The sequence below is a fragment of the Mesorhizobium sp. C395A genome (assembly GCF_030323205.1).
Lineage (GTDB): Bacteria > Pseudomonadota > Alphaproteobacteria > Rhizobiales > Rhizobiaceae > Mesorhizobium.
Genome location: NZ_CP100473.1, coordinates 4136702 through 4150128, shown reverse-complemented (window position 1 = coordinate 4150128; position 13427 = coordinate 4136702). Strand labels below are relative to the sequence as shown.

Annotated in this window: 19 protein-coding genes; 12 read left to right on the top strand and 7 right to left on the bottom strand. The window is 63.4% G+C overall.

What is annotated here, in order from left to right:
* Positions 1-7: 7 nt before the first annotated feature.
* Complete coding sequence (locus NLY37_RS20300; RefSeq protein ID WP_023673085.1) at positions 8-1009, top strand: NADP-dependent oxidoreductase; 1002 nt, start codon at positions 8-10, stop codon at positions 1007-1009.
* Between the two features lie 96 nt (positions 1010-1105).
* Here NLY37_RS20300 and NLY37_RS20295 read toward each other — a convergent pair whose 3' ends face one another.
* Complete coding sequence (locus NLY37_RS20295) at positions 1106-2023, bottom strand: polyprenyl synthetase family protein (protein ID WP_023742782.1); 918 nt, start codon at positions 2021-2023, stop codon at positions 1106-1108.
* Between the two features lie 132 nt (positions 2024-2155).
* On the opposite strand from NLY37_RS20295, the gene NLY37_RS20290 reads away from it, so the two are divergent.
* The 4 genes from NLY37_RS20290 (at position 2156) to NLY37_RS20275 (ending at position 4938) form a co-directional block, all read left to right on the top strand.
* Positions 2156-2863: a transglycosylase domain-containing protein gene (locus NLY37_RS20290; RefSeq protein ID WP_050588454.1), complete on the top strand. Its 708-nt coding sequence runs from the start codon at positions 2156-2158 to the stop codon at positions 2861-2863.
* 153 nt (positions 2864-3016) lie between these two features.
* Complete coding sequence (rpmF, locus tag NLY37_RS20285) at positions 3017-3199, top strand: 50S ribosomal protein L32 (RefSeq protein ID WP_008834724.1); 183 nt, start codon at positions 3017-3019, stop codon at positions 3197-3199.
* A gap of 196 nt (positions 3200-3395) precedes the next feature.
* A complete protein-coding gene (locus tag NLY37_RS20280) occupies positions 3396-4343 on the top strand; it encodes an agmatinase (protein WP_031246453.1) in 948 nt (315 codons plus the stop codon).
* 193 nt (positions 4344-4536) lie between these two features.
* Entirely contained in the window at positions 4537-4938 is a 402-nt protein-coding gene (locus NLY37_RS20275) for a hypothetical protein (RefSeq protein WP_023670154.1), read from the top strand.
* Positions 4939-5183: 245 nt separating this feature from the next.
* On the opposite strand, the gene NLY37_RS20270 is transcribed toward NLY37_RS20275, so the two are convergent.
* From NLY37_RS20270 to NLY37_RS20260, 3 genes are all read right to left on the bottom strand, one after another.
* Positions 5184-5615, bottom strand: a complete 432-nt coding sequence (locus NLY37_RS20270; protein ID WP_031246455.1) for a GlcG/HbpS family heme-binding protein — start codon at positions 5613-5615, stop codon at positions 5184-5186.
* Positions 5616-5791: 176 nt separating this feature from the next.
* Positions 5792-6025 (bottom strand): hypothetical protein, encoded by a 234-nt coding sequence (locus tag NLY37_RS20265; protein WP_023670152.1) that lies wholly within the window; start codon positions 6023-6025, stop codon positions 5792-5794.
* 79 nt (positions 6026-6104) lie between these two features.
* Positions 6105-6632, bottom strand: coding sequence for a winged helix-turn-helix transcriptional regulator (locus NLY37_RS20260; RefSeq protein ID WP_023670151.1), 528 nt, complete (start codon positions 6630-6632; stop codon positions 6105-6107).
* A 102-nt stretch (positions 6633-6734) separates the two neighbouring features.
* Between NLY37_RS20260 and NLY37_RS20255 the strand changes: the two genes are divergently transcribed.
* The 5 genes from NLY37_RS20255 (at position 6735) to NLY37_RS20235 (ending at position 9549) form a co-directional block, all read left to right on the top strand.
* The gene (locus tag NLY37_RS20255; RefSeq protein WP_031246456.1) at positions 6735-7568 is read left to right on the top strand and encodes an alpha/beta fold hydrolase; all 834 of its coding nucleotides are present in this window, start codon (positions 6735-6737) and stop codon (positions 7566-7568) included.
* Positions 7569-7684: 116 nt separating this feature from the next.
* Positions 7685-8341, top strand: coding sequence for a glutathione S-transferase family protein (locus NLY37_RS20250; protein ID WP_023742788.1), 657 nt, complete (start codon positions 7685-7687; stop codon positions 8339-8341).
* A gap of 5 nt (positions 8342-8346) precedes the next feature.
* Positions 8347-8676, top strand: a complete 330-nt coding sequence (locus tag NLY37_RS20245; RefSeq protein WP_023742789.1) for an ArsR/SmtB family transcription factor — start codon at positions 8347-8349, stop codon at positions 8674-8676.
* Positions 8677-8694: 18 nt separating this feature from the next.
* Positions 8695-9069 carry a nuclear transport factor 2 family protein gene (locus tag NLY37_RS20240; RefSeq protein WP_033003172.1) on the top strand — a complete coding sequence of 125 codons (375 nt, stop codon included), beginning with the start codon at positions 8695-8697 and terminating at the stop codon, positions 9067-9069.
* A gap of 15 nt (positions 9070-9084) precedes the next feature.
* Entirely contained in the window at positions 9085-9549 is a 465-nt protein-coding gene (locus tag NLY37_RS20235) for an SRPBCC family protein (protein ID WP_286440135.1), read from the top strand.
* Between the two features lie 29 nt (positions 9550-9578).
* On the opposite strand, the gene NLY37_RS20230 is transcribed toward NLY37_RS20235, so the two are convergent.
* The 3 genes from NLY37_RS20230 to NLY37_RS20220 all read right to left on the bottom strand — a co-directional run bounded on the left by NLY37_RS20230 (position 9579) and on the right by NLY37_RS20220 (position 11404).
* Complete coding sequence (locus NLY37_RS20230; RefSeq protein ID WP_023742792.1) at positions 9579-9842, bottom strand: ArsR/SmtB family transcription factor; 264 nt, start codon at positions 9840-9842, stop codon at positions 9579-9581.
* A gap of 32 nt (positions 9843-9874) precedes the next feature.
* Positions 9875-11113: an MFS transporter gene (locus tag NLY37_RS20225; RefSeq protein ID WP_023742793.1), complete on the bottom strand. Its 1239-nt coding sequence runs from the start codon at positions 11111-11113 to the stop codon at positions 9875-9877.
* A 96-nt stretch (positions 11114-11209) separates the two neighbouring features.
* Complete coding sequence (locus NLY37_RS20220; protein WP_023701314.1) at positions 11210-11404, bottom strand: DUF1192 domain-containing protein; 195 nt, start codon at positions 11402-11404, stop codon at positions 11210-11212.
* Positions 11405-11550: 146 nt separating this feature from the next.
* On the opposite strand from NLY37_RS20220, the gene NLY37_RS20215 reads away from it, so the two are divergent.
* Positions 11551-12561 (top strand): NAD(P)H-quinone oxidoreductase, encoded by a 1011-nt coding sequence (locus tag NLY37_RS20215; protein ID WP_031195639.1) that lies wholly within the window; start codon positions 11551-11553, stop codon positions 12559-12561.
* 421 nt (positions 12562-12982) lie between these two features.
* Entirely contained in the window at positions 12983-13123 is a 141-nt protein-coding gene (locus tag NLY37_RS20210; RefSeq protein ID WP_023670143.1) for a DUF1127 domain-containing protein, read from the top strand.
* Positions 13124-13427: the final 304 nt, after the last annotated feature.

Sequence of the window (13427 nt, the reverse complement as noted above, 5' to 3'; positions counted from 1 at the left end):
CACTGCCATGAAGGCATTCGTTGTCGATAAATATAGCAAGAAAGGCATTTTGCGGCTGGCCGAGATGCCGGAGCCGGAGCTGCTGGACAATGACGTCCTGGTCGAGGTCCATGCCGCCGGGGTGAACCTGCTGGATTCCAAAATCAGAACCGGCGAATTCAAACTCGTCCTTCCCTATCGCCGGCCCTTCATCCTCGGTCACGACGTTGCCGGGAGGGTTGTCAGGGTGGGCTCGAAAGTCCGCAAATTCAAACCCGGCGACGCCGTCTATGCGCGGCCGCGCGACGGCCGGATCGGGACATTCGCCGAATTCATCGCAATCGATGAAGCCGACGTGGCGCTGAAGCCGGCGAACCTCAGCATGGAAGAGGCGGCCTCGGTCCCGCTGGTCGGTCTGACCGCCTGGCAGGCTCTCATCGAGAGGGCGGGTCTGAAGACAGGCCAGAAGATCTTCATCCAGGCTGGCTCCGGCGGCGTGGGGACATTCGCCATCCAGTTGGCAAAGCACCTCGGCGCGATCGTTGCGACAACAGCGGGCGCGGCAAGCAACGATCTGGTCAGGGATCTCGGCGCCGATGTCGTCGTCGACTACAGGAAGGACGACTTCGAGAAAATCCTGTCGGGCTACGACGTCGTCCTGAACAGCCAGGACGCCAAGACGCTTGAGAAATCCCTGACTGTGCTGAAACCGGGTGGGAAGCTCATCTCGATTTCCGGTCCTCCGGATCCCGAATTTGCCTGGAAACAGGGACTGAACGTGGTGCTAAGGCTGCTGCTGCGGCTGCTGAGCCGTGGTATCAGGACCAAAGCCAAGCGCCGGGGCGTGGGATTTTCGTTCCTGTTCATGTCGGCGCAAGGTGAGCAACTGAGCAAAATCACGTCCCTCATCGAAGATGGGGCGATTCGCCCGGTCGTCGACAGGGTCTTTCCTTTTGAAGCGACCAATGAGGCGCTGGCTTACGTCGAAACAGGACGCGCCAAGGGCAAGGTCGTCGTCAAGGTCAGATAGCGCGCCCAGTTGCTTTGGGGCATTTGAGAGACACCAAGCAAGGCAGCGCAAGGCCGACAAATTCCGAAAACGGTTCGGCGTCCGATTGCCCAAACCTCAGTTGTTGCGGATTGCCACGAAGCTTGCCGCTGCCTTCAGCAAGGCTGCCTGTTCACCGTAAGGCTCAAGCAATTCATGGGCCTGCTTGACCAGCCCATGGAGCTGGCTGCGCGCCCAGTTCGCGCCATGCAGCGCGACCAGCGTCGCCTTGCCGGCGGCTGCGTCCTTGCCGGTCGCCTTGCCCATCTGGCTGGCATCGGCGGTCAGGTCGAGCAGGTCGTCGGCAAGCTGGAAGGCAAGCCCGACCGCCGAGCCGAATTCGGCCAGCCGGTCGCGGTCCTGCGGTGCAGCGCCGGCAATGATCGCGCCGGCTTCGCAGGCGTAGCGGATCAGCGCGCCGGTTTTCATCGCCTGCAGCCGGACGATGCCGGCCTCGTCCGGCCTGTTGCGCTCGGCTTCGAGGTCGAGCGTCTGCCCGCCGACCATGCCCCCAGTGCCGGCCGCGCGCGCCAGCGCCAGCACCAGTGCCGCCCTGCGCTCCGCCGGCAGCGCCGTCGCCTCATCGGCGAGGACATCGAAGGCAAGCGTCAGAAGCGCATCGCCGGCAAGGATGGCGGTGGCTTCATCGAAGGCCTTGTGCACGGTCGGCTGGCCGCGGCGCAGATCGTCGTCGTCCATGGCAGGCAGATCGTCATGGATCAGCGAATAGCAATGCACGCATTCGAGCGCCGCCGCCACGCGCATCGCCGCCTCGCCATCGGCGCCGAAAAGGGCGGCACTTTCCATGACCAGGAAGGGGCGCAGCCGCTTGCCGCCGTTCAGCACGCCATGGCGCATGGCCGCCATCAGACGCTCCGGCCGGGCGATCTCGCCGGCAAGCGTGCGGCCGTCGAGCAGCAGCCTGAGCCCGGCCTCGATCGCCGCCGCCCGCCCCAGAAGTGCGGCCTCAAAGGCCAATTGCTCGTCTTTCGTCATGGCCGGGAGCGGTAGCCGACACTCAGACGTTGCGCAAGAAGCCTCGCGCCATTATGCCGGAGGCGGGAGAGTGGCGCGGGTGGGGGCGGCTTGACGGAACCGATCGTCGATCATGAAACCGAAGGGTTTGAGATGGCGCGACCAAGGCGCGTGAACCGCGCCGGTCTGAAGCGCCTGGCACGGCGCGGCCTGGTCGTCGCCGTCGTGCTGGCGGCGATACCCATTGTGCTGACCTTCCTCTATCTGCCGTCCTTCGTGCATCCGATATCGACCTTGATGGTCAAAGACCTCGCGACCTTCTCCGGTTACGACCGGCGCTGGGTGTCGATCGACGATGTGTCCCCGGTGCTGGCCAATTCGGTGATCATGTCGGAGGACGGGCAATTCTGCTTCCATCGCGGCATCGATCTCGGCGAATTGCGCGGCGTCGTCGACGATGCGCTGGCCGGCGAGGCGACGCGCGGCGCCTCGACCATCACCATGCAGACGGTGAAGAACCTTTTCCTGTGGTCGCGGCCGCTGGGCTCGGTGCGCAAGGTGATCGAACTGCCGCTGGCCGTCTATTTCGACGCGGTGATGTCGAAACGGCGGATCATGGAGATCTACCTCAACATCGCCGAATGGGGGCCGGGCATTTACGGCATCGAGGCGGCGGCGCAGCACCATTTCGGCGTTTCGGCCAAACAGCTGTCGCGGCGGCAGGCGGCATTGCTGGCCGTCTCGCTGCCCAATCCGATCGCCCGCAATCCGGCCAAGCCCGGTCCGGGTCTGCGGCGGCTGGCGTCGCTGATCGAACGCCGCGCCGGCCGTTCGGGCGCGTATGTCGGTTGTCTTGATTAGGTAGAACCGCTGCCAGTTCAAAAAAAATCGCCACGGTGCTGGCCAAAACGGCGCAGGGCGTGTATAGGCACCCGACTTTCTCAGATTATGGCCCTGACGCGGCCCTTTCACGAGGGCTATCGGGGCATTTTGACCATGTAGTGGAGCATATCCATGGCCGTTCCGAAACGAAAAACCTCTCCGTCCAAGCGCGGCATGCGCCGCTCGGCCGACGCTCTCAAGGCCCCGACCTATGTCGAGGACAAGAATTCCGGCGAAATGCGCCGCCCGCACCATATCGACCTGAAGACCGGCATGTATCGCGGTCGCCAGGTGCTGACGCCCAAGGAAAGCTGAGACCAGCTTTCGAAGGGTTTGAATGCCAAAAGAACCGGCCATTGGCCGGTTTTTTTGCGTTTGGTGCGCGTCGCGCCGCCAACTATGCCAAAGACCGGGCGTCCGTGGCGATACAAGCTGCGGCGGCGGTGCTGTATTGAGTGATGCCTTGTCGCGGCGCTTCCGCGCGATGATCGGCCGGCTTCAGAGGGACCGCATGACCAAGCTCACCACAGCACCGCGCGATATCTTCCAGACCTTCATGAACTTCCCGCTGGTCGAGGACCTCGATGCGCTGAAGGCGGATGTCGCCATCATCGGCATGCCTTACGGCAGTCCCTACACGATCGACGAGTTGGTCAACGACCAGACCAACGCGCCGACGGCGGTGCGGCGCGCCTCGCAGCGCATCAGCCTCGGGCTCGACCGCTATGATTTCGACATTGGCGGAACCCTGTTCGACGGGCAGGACGTCAAGGTGGTCGATGTCGGCGATGTCCCCGGCGATGCCGCCGGCAGCCACTACAGGTTGGCCGAAACGGCGATCCGCAAGATCCGCGTCGCCGGCGCCTTGCCGATCACCATTGGCGGCGATCACGGCATTCCAATCCCGATCCTGCGGGCGCTTGACGGCGAAGGGCCGATCACCCTGGTTCAGATCGATGCCCATCTCGACTGGCGCGACAATGTCAACGGGGTCAGGGAAGGCTATTCCAGCCCCATCCGCCGCGCTTCGGAGATGGCGCATATAGCCGGGATTTTCCAGCTCGGCATCCGCGGCCAGGGCAGCGCCCGGCTCGAGGAGGTCGAGGCGGCCCGCGCCTACGGCTCCAACATCGTCACCGCCAATGAATGGCAGGATATCGGTACGGCGGCGCTGCTCAAGCGCATCCCGGACGGCGGCCGCTATTACCTGACCATCGATGCCGACGGTCTCGATCCCGCTGTCATGCCGGCGGTCGAAGGGCCGGCGCCTGGCGGCATCAGCTACCGGCAAACGATCGAACTGATCAAGGGGCTGTTCGCCAAGGGACGTGTCGTCGGCATCGACATCGTCGAGATCGCGCCGGCGCGCGACGTCAACGAGATCACCTCGATGACCGCCGGCCTTTTCATCCTCAACGCTATCGGCGCCGCCGTGCGGACAGGCCAGTTCAAGCGCTGAATCCCGGCGTGTCGGTGGTCAGCCGGGGCAACTGTGGCTGACAGGGTTGTTTCGCGCGGTCTTTTTCCGTGTTTGCGGGCGCTAGCGAAAAATCTTGACGGCGTGCCTGCGGGGCATTCTACAGAAGGTGCCCCCATTGTTTAGGCAATTCCTTGGGAAACCGCTTTCCTGGAATTGCTAGAGGAGACGCCTGATGTTCGGTGCCATCCCGCTGCTGATCGTGCCCTTCGTGGCCTACAATCTCGGACTCCTCGGAATATTCGGCAGCGGCGACGATCCGTGGGCGACCGAGATCTTCTCGTTCAGCATGATGTCGGGCGGGGTGTTCTCGATGACGCTCGGCGACCTGATGGTGGTGATCGGGCTGATCTTCCTGTTCCTCGAAATGGTGAAGTCGGTGCGCACCACGAACGCCTCGATCATGGACCATCTGTTGTCGACGCTGGTCTTCGTGGCGTTCCTGGTCGAGTTCCTGCTGGTGAAGGGCGCGGCGCACTCCGTCTTCTTCACGCTGATGGTGATCGCCCTGTTCGATGTGCTGGCCGGGTTTTCGGTGTCGATGCGGTCGGCGAGTAGAGACATAAATTTGAACTAGCCGCCTTCGTTGGATGGTCGCATCCGTTCGCGATTGGCGTGGCTGCTCTTTCTGGTCCTCCTGGGGCGAAGCAAGGAGCGAAGCGACGCGGCGCAGACCTTGGGATCCATTCCGTGAAGCTAAGGCGTTGCAACGGTTCAGAATTCTGCTCCGCTTACACTTGCGGCAAAGGTCGCGGCATGGATCCCGGGGTCTTCGCGACGGAGCTTCGCTCCTGCTTCGCCCTGGGATGACGAAGCTCCCCCTCAGCCCGGATCGGCGGTGAAGCCGGCGGCTTCGATGCCAGCGATGGCGGCGGCCTCGTCATTGTCCGACGTATCGCCCGAAATTCCGACGGCGCCGATGGCGGCGCCTGCCTTGTCGCGGATCAGCACGCCGCCGGCGACTGGCAACACGCGTCCACCCGAGACGTCGGAAATGCCGGCGACGAGATGCGGCCGCTCCTTGGCGAAGGCCTCGACACGGCGCGAGCCCATCCCGATGGCGAGCGCGCCATAGGCCTTGCCGGCCGACATTTGCGGGCGCAGGAACGAGGCTCCGTCCTGACGCTGGAAGGCGACGAGATGCGCGCCGGCGTCCAGCACGGAAACGCCGAGCGGCTTGAGCTTCAGCTCGGCGCCCTTGGCGAAGGCGGCGTCGATGATGTGCTTGGCTTTTTCGAGGGTCAGTGCGGTCATGGCTGTCTCCTGATCAAAACGCGTCAATCATCGACCTGACATGCGGGATGCGAAATCCCGGTTGCGGTTGAAATTGCTTCGCGTGGGAAAGCGGAAATGGCGGGCATTGCTGATCGTGGCACATGGCGGATACGATCCGCCGGCATCCAGATCGGGCGTCGATGAAGAAGACCGCGCTATTTTTTCTTTGCTCGGGCCGCTTTCTTGACCGGAGCGGCGGGTGCGTTGGCGAGGTCTTCCGCTTCCTTGGCAAGGCGCAATGCCCGGAGCTTGTTGGTCTTGGCCTGGCGGGCGTCGGCCTCGGCGACATACTCCGCCATCGCCTTTTGCCGCACCGTGGCGGCCTCTTCCTGCTTCTTGAAACGCATATCTGCCCGGGCGCGGGCAGTATCCTTAGAGTTCTCGACCAAGAGCGTTATCCAATCCGGTAAATTATGTTTTTCAGCCCCTTGATAGCAGAGCCGGCCTGATAATGGGGAAATAAGTTGGTCAAGCGGCCGGGGCCTCGATGCCGCTCGACGCCTTGCGGGCGACCACCGCCTCATATCCGGCCTGCAATGTAGCGCGGACGGAAGGCTGCGCGGGTGTGGCGACAGGCGTGCCCAGATGGTCGTGGCGCAACTCGTCCATGAACTGCTCCCACATTGGCGGCCCGCCTTTCTCCAGCAGTTCGGCGCGGATCGAAAGCTCCTCGCTCACCGGCAGCCAGACGCGGCCCCAAGCGCCGAGATGCGCCATGATCGGCACCAGCGTGATGGCCATCTCGGTCAGGCTGTAGATCGCCTTCTGCTTGTGCGAGGGGTCGTCGGCCTTGGTCAGCATGCCGAGTTCCATCAGCCGCTTCAGCCGGTCGGCCAGGATATTGGAAGCGATGCCCTCGATCGAGCCGTTGAGCAGTTCGCGAAAGTGGCGTTTGCCGCCAAAAATCATGTCGCGCAGGATGATCAGGCTCCAGCGATCGCCGAACACTTCCAGCGACAGATTGATAGGGCATCCCGAGCGGTGTTCGGTTTTCATCCGACTCTCCTCAAAAACCAGTTGCATTATCGTATCAGTTTTATTATCGTGCAACCGATTGCAAAACGCAATCAGTTTGATGGCCGGAGCGAGGAGAGTTCCATGACAAACGCCGAAGCACCCGAAATCGTCTCCCAGACGTTCGGCGATCCCGGCGATCCAGCCGTTCTGCTGATCATGGGCGCCATGGCCTCGATGCTGTGGTGGCCGGAGGCGCTCTGCAAAAAACTCGCCGGCGAAGGCCGTTTCGTGATCCGCTACGACAACCGCGATACCGGCCTCTCGACCAAATATGCGCCGGGCGAGCCGCCGTATACGGTCGACGACATGGCGGACGATGCGGTGCGCGCCCTCGACAGCTATGGCATAGGAAAGGCGCATGTGGTCGGGATGTCGATGGGCGGCATGATCGCGCAACGACTGGCGTTGAGACATCCCTCGCGTGTCACCTCGCTGACGGTGATCAGCAGTTCACCGGTGGGGATGGACACATCGCAGCTGCCGGGGGCGACCGAAGCCTATATGGAGCACTCGGCCGGTGGCGCCAAGGTCGACTGGTCGAACCGCGACCAGGTGATCGGCTTCGTCGTCAAGGACGCGCGTGCGATCGCCAGCACCGCGCATCCGTTCGACGAGAAGGTGATGCGGGCGTTCGTCGAACGGGACTACGACCGATCCGGCGGCTTCCTGAGCGCGACCAACCATTTCATGCTGAAGGGCGGCGAGGATCTGAAAGGACGCCTGCGCGAGATCAAGGTTCCGCTGCTCGTCATTCACGGGACATCGGATCCGATCTTTCCGGTCGAGCATGGCGCAGCCCTTGCCGGCGCTGTTGCCGGCGGGCGGCTTGTCCGCATCGAAGGCGGTGGCCACGAACTGCATCCCGACGACTGGGGCACGATCGTCGCCGCCATCGTCACGCATACCGAACCCTGAAGGCAGTCTGGAACCTTGACACATTCGCCTCACGGAAATAGTTAAGTAAATGCTTCAGTGTTGGCGCTGGCTGGCACCGCTCCAGCATCGACGAACCGCAAACAGACGAGAAAAAAATGTCCCTGACGTTCCATTTCCATCCGCTAGCATCGTTCTGCTGGAAACCGCTGATAGCGTTTTACGAGAACGATACGCCCTTCACGCCGGTTATCGTCGACCTCGGCGATGAGCAGTCGCGGGCAGCGTTCCTGAAGGTGTCGCCGACCGGCAAGATGCCGGCGCTGCGTGACGATGCACGCAACCGCACGGTGCTGGAATCGACCATCGTCATCGAATATCTGGCCGCGCATTATCCCGGGCCGGTCGAGCTCATCCCGGCCGAGGCCGACCTTGCCCTCCAGGTCCGCCAGGCCGACCGTTTCTACGATTTCTACGTGCAGGCGCCGATGCAGAAGATCGTCGGCGACAGGTTGCGCCCGCAGGACAAGACCGATCCGTTCGGGGTCGACGAGGCGCGCGCGCAATTGCGCAACGCCTATGCGATCATCGGGGAGGAGATGCGTTCGAAACTCTGGGCGGCCGGCCCCACCTTCACCATGGCCGACTGCGCGGCCTCGCCGGCGCTGTTCTACGCCAACAAGGTCGAGCCGTTCGGCGACAGCTATCCGGCCGTGAAACGCTACCACGACCGCCTGCTCAAGCGGCCGTCCTTCGCCCGGGTGATCGAGGAGGCGCAGCCCTACTTCAAGTTCTTTCCCTACAATAACGGCTGATCGCGATGCTGCACGATCCCGCCCAGCTCGACCTGATGTTCCAGGCGCTCGCAGACCCGGCCAGGCGCAGCATGGTCGAACGGCTGTCGCGTGGGCCGGCCTCGGTCAGCCAGTTGGCCGAACCGCTGGCGATGTCGCTGTCGGCCGTCGTCCAGCATCTCAACGTGCTCGAAGCAAGCGGGCTGGTGCGCTCGGAAAAGCTCGGCCGCGTGCGCACCTGCCAGATCGCGCCGCAGGCGCTGCGCAGTGCAGAACACTGGATCAACGAACGGCGGCTGACATGGGAGCGTCGGCTCGACCGGCTCGGCGATTTTCTCGCCGACCGAATGACCTGAAGCAGAGGAGAAATGACCATGCCCGGCAAAAGCAGAGCGGAGTTGATCCGCGGCTATTTTTCCGCCTACCAGGCGAATAACAAGGCTGCCGTCGCGGCGGTGCTCGCCAACGATTTCACCTTCACCAGCCCCTGTGACGACGCCATCGACCGTGCGACCTATTTCGAGCGCTGCTGGCCGGACAGCCCGGCCTTCAGCTCGATCGTCATCGAGCGGATATGCAAGGACGAGGACGCCGCCTTTGTCCTCTATCGCTGCGAGACGGCGGACGGAAAGACCTTCCGCAACACCGAACTGCATCTGTTCCATGGCGACAGGTTGCGCGCCGTCGAAGTCTATTTCGGCGCGTCCTATCGCGACGGCGTCTTCGTCGCGCAGAGACCATCAAGCTGACCAAGAGGACCTGACATGGCCGAACGATCCGTCGTCCACTCCACCTTCGTCCTCGAGCGCCTCTATCCAGTTGCACCGGCGAAAGTCTATTTCGCGCTCAGCGATCCGGCCGCCAAGCGGCGCTGGTTCGCCGACCCCGACAACCCGATGACCCACAGGCACGAAATGGATTTTCGCGTTGGCGGCCAGGAGGTCAATGCCGGCGGGTCGAAGGACGGGCCGATCCACACCTATACCGCCACCTATCAGGACATCGTGCCCAACCAGCGCATCGTCTACAGCTACGACATGCTGTTCGGTGATGTCAGAATCTCGGTTTCGCTGGCGACAATTGAGCTTCGCCCGGAAGGCACGGGCACGCGTCTGGTGCTGACCGAGCAGGGCGCGTTTCTTGATGGGCACGACACACCGTCATCGCGCGAGCATGGTACCGGATTCCTGCTCGATGCGCTGGGCAAGGCGCTGGCAACGGACACTTGAAAGCCAGGGAGGCGAGCTGGAATCTCGGCCTATGCTTCCCAGAACTGATCAAGCCAAATATTGAGCTTGAGGAAGCCGGCACTGCTGACTGTATAGACCCGCCTCGTGCCCTCGGCCCTGGCCTGAACCAGACCGGCGTCCAGCAGCACTTTCAAATGCTGGGACACGGCCGGGCGGGAGACTGGAAGGCCCGCAGCCAGCTCGTTGACGGTTTTCGGGCCACGCCGGAGCTCTTCCAGAAGATAGCGCCGGTTGGGGTCGGCAATCGCCATGAAGGCGTCAGAAAAGATCATGCCTATACTTGTGGGGCAAAGCTTTTCAAATCTCAACGGTCGGCTTCCGCTTTTCTGAGCCGCAGTGCTTCAGGGGTGACCGAGCGATCGGCCGGCTGGGTCTTGAAGGCATCGCGGTCTTCGATCGGCACCGGCGCGCGGCGGCTGATGCGCAGCAGCGTGTAGGCGGCGAGGCTGAGATGCGCCAGCGCGGTGGCCAGGAACAGGCCTTCGGGGCGGAGCCAGCCCATCAGGGCGGCAGCCAGCAGGGGCCCGATCATGGTTCCGAAGCCATACAGAAGCAGCAGGCCGCCCGAGACCTTGACGAAATCCTCCGATCGGGCGTGGTCGTTGGCATGCGCCACGGCGATCGAATAGAGCGTGTAGGCAAAGGCGCCGTAGGCGGCGGCGAAGACAATGACGAGGACGGCGGAACGCGGTTCGAACAGGAAGATCAGGATGGCGAACAGTGCGGCGCCGAAAGCCGCGCCCGCCAGCACGAAACGGCGGTCGGTCTTGTCGGAGAGGCGTCCGGCCGGAAGCTGCATGGCCGCGCCGGCAATAACGACAAGGCTCATCATCAGTGCGATCTGGGCGGTGGAGATGCCGATACGGGCGCCGTAGACGGCGCCAAGCGTGCCCCAGGCGCCATTGGCGATGCCGACCAACAGGCAGGCGATCGCCGACACCGGCGAGTTGGCGTAGAGACCTTTGACGTCGAGCTTGACGTCCTGCAAAGGCTTGGGAGACGAAGCCGACGACACCGCGGTCGGGATCAGCGACAGGCAGAACAATATGCCGGTGATCATGAACAGCGACGCCGATCTGACGTCGCCGCCGGCAACGATCATCTGGCCGCCCATGATCGAGGCATAGGTGACCATCATGTAGAGGCCGAAGACGGTGCCGCGGTTCTCGTTGGTGGCCTTCTCGTTCAGCCAGCTTTCGATGACCATGAAGGCTCCGGCCATGGTGAAGCCGGTGAAGGCGCGCAGCAGGATCCAGACATATTCGTCGATGATCAGGCCGGTAAGCAACGCCACGATGGCGCCCGAAGCGGCAAAGGCGCCGAACGCCCGGACGTGGCCGGCGCGGCGCACCAGGCGCGGTGCGAAGAAGCAGCCGGTGACGAAGCCACCGGCCCAGGCCGTGCCCATCAGACCGAGCGATGCGGTCGAAAACCCTTCGATCTGGCCGCGCAACGGCAACAACAGGCCGTGCAATCCCGAAGCCGCAAGCAGGAAAGCGGTGCCGCGAAGCAGCGAGAGGATCGGCCTGTAGCTTGCAAACATTGTTTGATCCGTCTGGAGATTCGGTGGCGGGGTCTGAAGACAGGCGCATTCGGGCTTTTCGGCGGCGGATGCTCAACGCCGAAACTAACGCGAAAACTAGCCGCGGCGAAACAGGGCTTCGGCCGCCGATTTGGTGCTGCCCTTGGTCTGGAGCTCGGCTTCGAGCCGGGCAATCTCCTCGCGCAGGATGCTGATCCGTTCGGTCAGGTCACCGACCGAAAGCAGCGCCAGATCCTGTCCGATCTCATGCGGGCGGGCTTTCTTTTTGGGTTCGTCGTCGAAGATCGCCATCGTCGCTCCTCCCTATTCAGTATTGGGCTGGTTTGGCCATTTGCCTGATCCGGCAATCAGCATACATAGGGCAGGGGCGTGGATGCAAACAGCCGGCAAGAAGCTGGCAGCCGGCGACAGACCGGCGGACCGAGACGGGAAATTTCATGGCGAGCGGACATAAAATTCCAGCCACAATGACGGCCATTGCAATCTCGCAACCGGGCGGGCCGCGGGTGCTGAAACCGGAAACGCGCGACGTGCCGGTGCCTGGTCCCGGCGAAATCCTGATCCGGGTGCGTGCGGCCGGCGTCAACCGCCCCGACGTGCAGCAGCGCAAGGGCGCCTATCCGGCGCCGCCCGGCGCTTCCGACCTGCCCGGCCTCGAAGCATCGGGCGAAGTGGCCGCCCTTGGCGACGAGATATCGCGCTGGCGCATCGGCGACCGGGTCTGCGCGCTGACGCCGGGGGGCGGTTATGCCGAATATGTCAAGGTTCATGCCGGCAGCGTGCTGCCGCTGCCCGCCGGCTTCACCCACACGGAGGCGGCCGCGGTTCCGGAAAACTATTTCACCGTTTGGCACAATGTGTTCGAGCGCGGCGGCTTGAAAAAGGGTGAGACGCTGCTGGTCCATGGCGGCTCATCGGGCATCGGCACCACGGCGATCCAGCTGGCGTCGGCCTTCGGCGCCTATGTCGTCACCACCGCCGGCTCGAAGGAGAAATGCGACGCCTGCCTGAAGCTCGGCGCCGACCGGGCGATCAACTACCGCGAGGAGGATTTCGTCGCGGCGGTCAAGGATGCGACCGGCGGCAACGGGGCCGACGTCATTCTCGACATGGTCGGCGGCGACTATATCGCGCGCAACTACGAGGCCGCCGCGGTCGAGGGCAGGATCGTCCAGATCGCCGTCCAGGCCGGCGCGGTGGCGAGCGCCGATTTCTCGAAAATCATGGTCAAGCGGCTGACCCACACCGGCTCGACGCTGCGGCCTCGCACGGTCGAGTTCAAGGCGGCGCTCGCCGCCGCACTGGAAGCACAGGTGTGGCCGCTGCTCGGCACCCGGAAGGTAGCGCCGGTGATGGACATGATCTTCCCGCTGACCGACGCCTGGCGGGCGCATGAGCGCATGGAAGAGGGCGAGCATATAGGCAAGATCGTTCTCGACGTCGGCTAGATGGGGCGAGATTTAGGTGAGGCCGGCCTGCGAATGGCGGCTCCCTGCGCTTCCGGCCTTCGCCGGCCGAAGCCCTCATGAGGCGTTGCGGCAGTTAAGGCTACGGCCGGCGTAGGCCGGTGCTTCGTACTGAAGTACGCTTCGCTCCGGCCTTCGCCGGCCGAAGCCGTCATAAATGCCTCCGCTCTATGAAGGCTACGGCGGGCGTAGGCCGGTTCTCGGGAGCCGCCATTCTCTGCTCGGCCTGACCTGAACCTCGCGCCATGCTCCGCGCTCAGCCTGTCGGCAAGATGAACACAAGCTTAATGCTGCAATGCAGCATTTGCATTGCGGCTATGCAAAGACGTCTGTTCAATTCGTGGGCAGCACTGCCTATCTAAGCGTCATCGAAACGATTTGATCCAACAACTGGAGGACAACCATGAACCCGATCCGCGCTTTCCGTAACTGGCGTATGTACAACGAAACCGTGCGCGAGCTGAACAAGCTCAACGCCCGTCAGCTCAGCGACCTCGGCATCAGCCGCGGCGACATCGAGAGGATTGCCCGCAAGGCCATCTAATTCGAAGCCTGGTCGGCCGATGAGGCCTGACCACGCGGCAGAAGCAAGAGCCGCCGCAGACGGTATCCCGTCGCCGGTTCCGAGCCCGCTGGACCCTGTCCGGCGGGTTTTGTCGTCTTGGACCCCCTGTACAACTCGGCATCAATGATCGCCGGAGCCGAGGTCCTCCTGGCCTCCCCCGCTGTCCGGTGTCCGACGGCTGCGCCCTGCGCCAAAAACATTGCGAAACGGCAGCGGAGCGGTTATACAGGCCGCGAATTTCCCATTTTGGTGGCTCTAAACCACCGCCCGCGCGGGAACGCGG

What these genes read in the sequence shown, in the direction of transcription:
- NLY37_RS20300 (WP_023673085.1), top strand. Translation starts at nt 8, where the DNA reads ATGAAGGCATTCGTTGTCGATAAATATAGCAAGAAAGGCATTTTGCGG.
- NLY37_RS20240 (WP_033003172.1), top strand. Translation starts at nt 8,695, where the DNA reads ATGCCCGGCAAAAGCAGAGCGGAGTTGATCCGCGGCTATTTTTCCGCC.
- NLY37_RS20250 (WP_023742788.1), top strand. Translation starts at nt 7,685, where the DNA reads ATGTCCCTGACGTTCCATTTCCATCCGCTAGCATCGTTCTGCTGGAAA.
- NLY37_RS20210 (WP_023670143.1), top strand. Translation starts at nt 12,983, where the DNA reads ATGAACCCGATCCGCGCTTTCCGTAACTGGCGTATGTACAACGAAACC.
- NLY37_RS20290 (WP_050588454.1), top strand. Translation starts at nt 2,156, where the DNA reads ATGGCGCGACCAAGGCGCGTGAACCGCGCCGGTCTGAAGCGCCTGGCA.
- NLY37_RS20270 (WP_031246455.1), bottom strand. Translation starts at nt 5,615, where the DNA reads ATGACCGCACTGACCCTCGAAAAAGCCAAGCACATCATCGACGCCGCC.
- rpmF (WP_008834724.1), top strand. Translation starts at nt 3,017, where the DNA reads ATGGCCGTTCCGAAACGAAAAACCTCTCCGTCCAAGCGCGGCATGCGC.
- NLY37_RS20215 (WP_031195639.1), top strand. Translation starts at nt 11,551, where the DNA reads ATGGCGAGCGGACATAAAATTCCAGCCACAATGACGGCCATTGCAATC.
- NLY37_RS20230 (WP_023742792.1), bottom strand. Translation starts at nt 9,842, where the DNA reads ATGATCTTTTCTGACGCCTTCATGGCGATTGCCGACCCCAACCGGCGC.
- NLY37_RS20225 (WP_023742793.1), bottom strand. Translation starts at nt 11,113, where the DNA reads ATGTTTGCAAGCTACAGGCCGATCCTCTCGCTGCTTCGCGGCACCGCT.
- NLY37_RS20275 (WP_023670154.1), top strand. Translation starts at nt 4,537, where the DNA reads ATGTTCGGTGCCATCCCGCTGCTGATCGTGCCCTTCGTGGCCTACAAT.
- NLY37_RS20260 (WP_023670151.1), bottom strand. Translation starts at nt 6,632, where the DNA reads ATGAAAACCGAACACCGCTCGGGATGCCCTATCAATCTGTCGCTGGAA.
- NLY37_RS20220 (WP_023701314.1), bottom strand. Translation starts at nt 11,404, where the DNA reads ATGGCGATCTTCGACGACGAACCCAAAAAGAAAGCCCGCCCGCATGAG.
- NLY37_RS20295 (WP_023742782.1), bottom strand. Translation starts at nt 2,023, where the DNA reads ATGACGAAAGACGAGCAATTGGCCTTTGAGGCCGCACTTCTGGGGCGG.
- NLY37_RS20255 (WP_031246456.1), top strand. Translation starts at nt 6,735, where the DNA reads ATGACAAACGCCGAAGCACCCGAAATCGTCTCCCAGACGTTCGGCGAT.
- NLY37_RS20280 (WP_031246453.1), top strand. Translation starts at nt 3,396, where the DNA reads ATGACCAAGCTCACCACAGCACCGCGCGATATCTTCCAGACCTTCATG.
- NLY37_RS20235 (WP_286440135.1), top strand. Translation starts at nt 9,085, where the DNA reads ATGGCCGAACGATCCGTCGTCCACTCCACCTTCGTCCTCGAGCGCCTC.
- NLY37_RS20245 (WP_023742789.1), top strand. Translation starts at nt 8,347, where the DNA reads ATGCTGCACGATCCCGCCCAGCTCGACCTGATGTTCCAGGCGCTCGCA.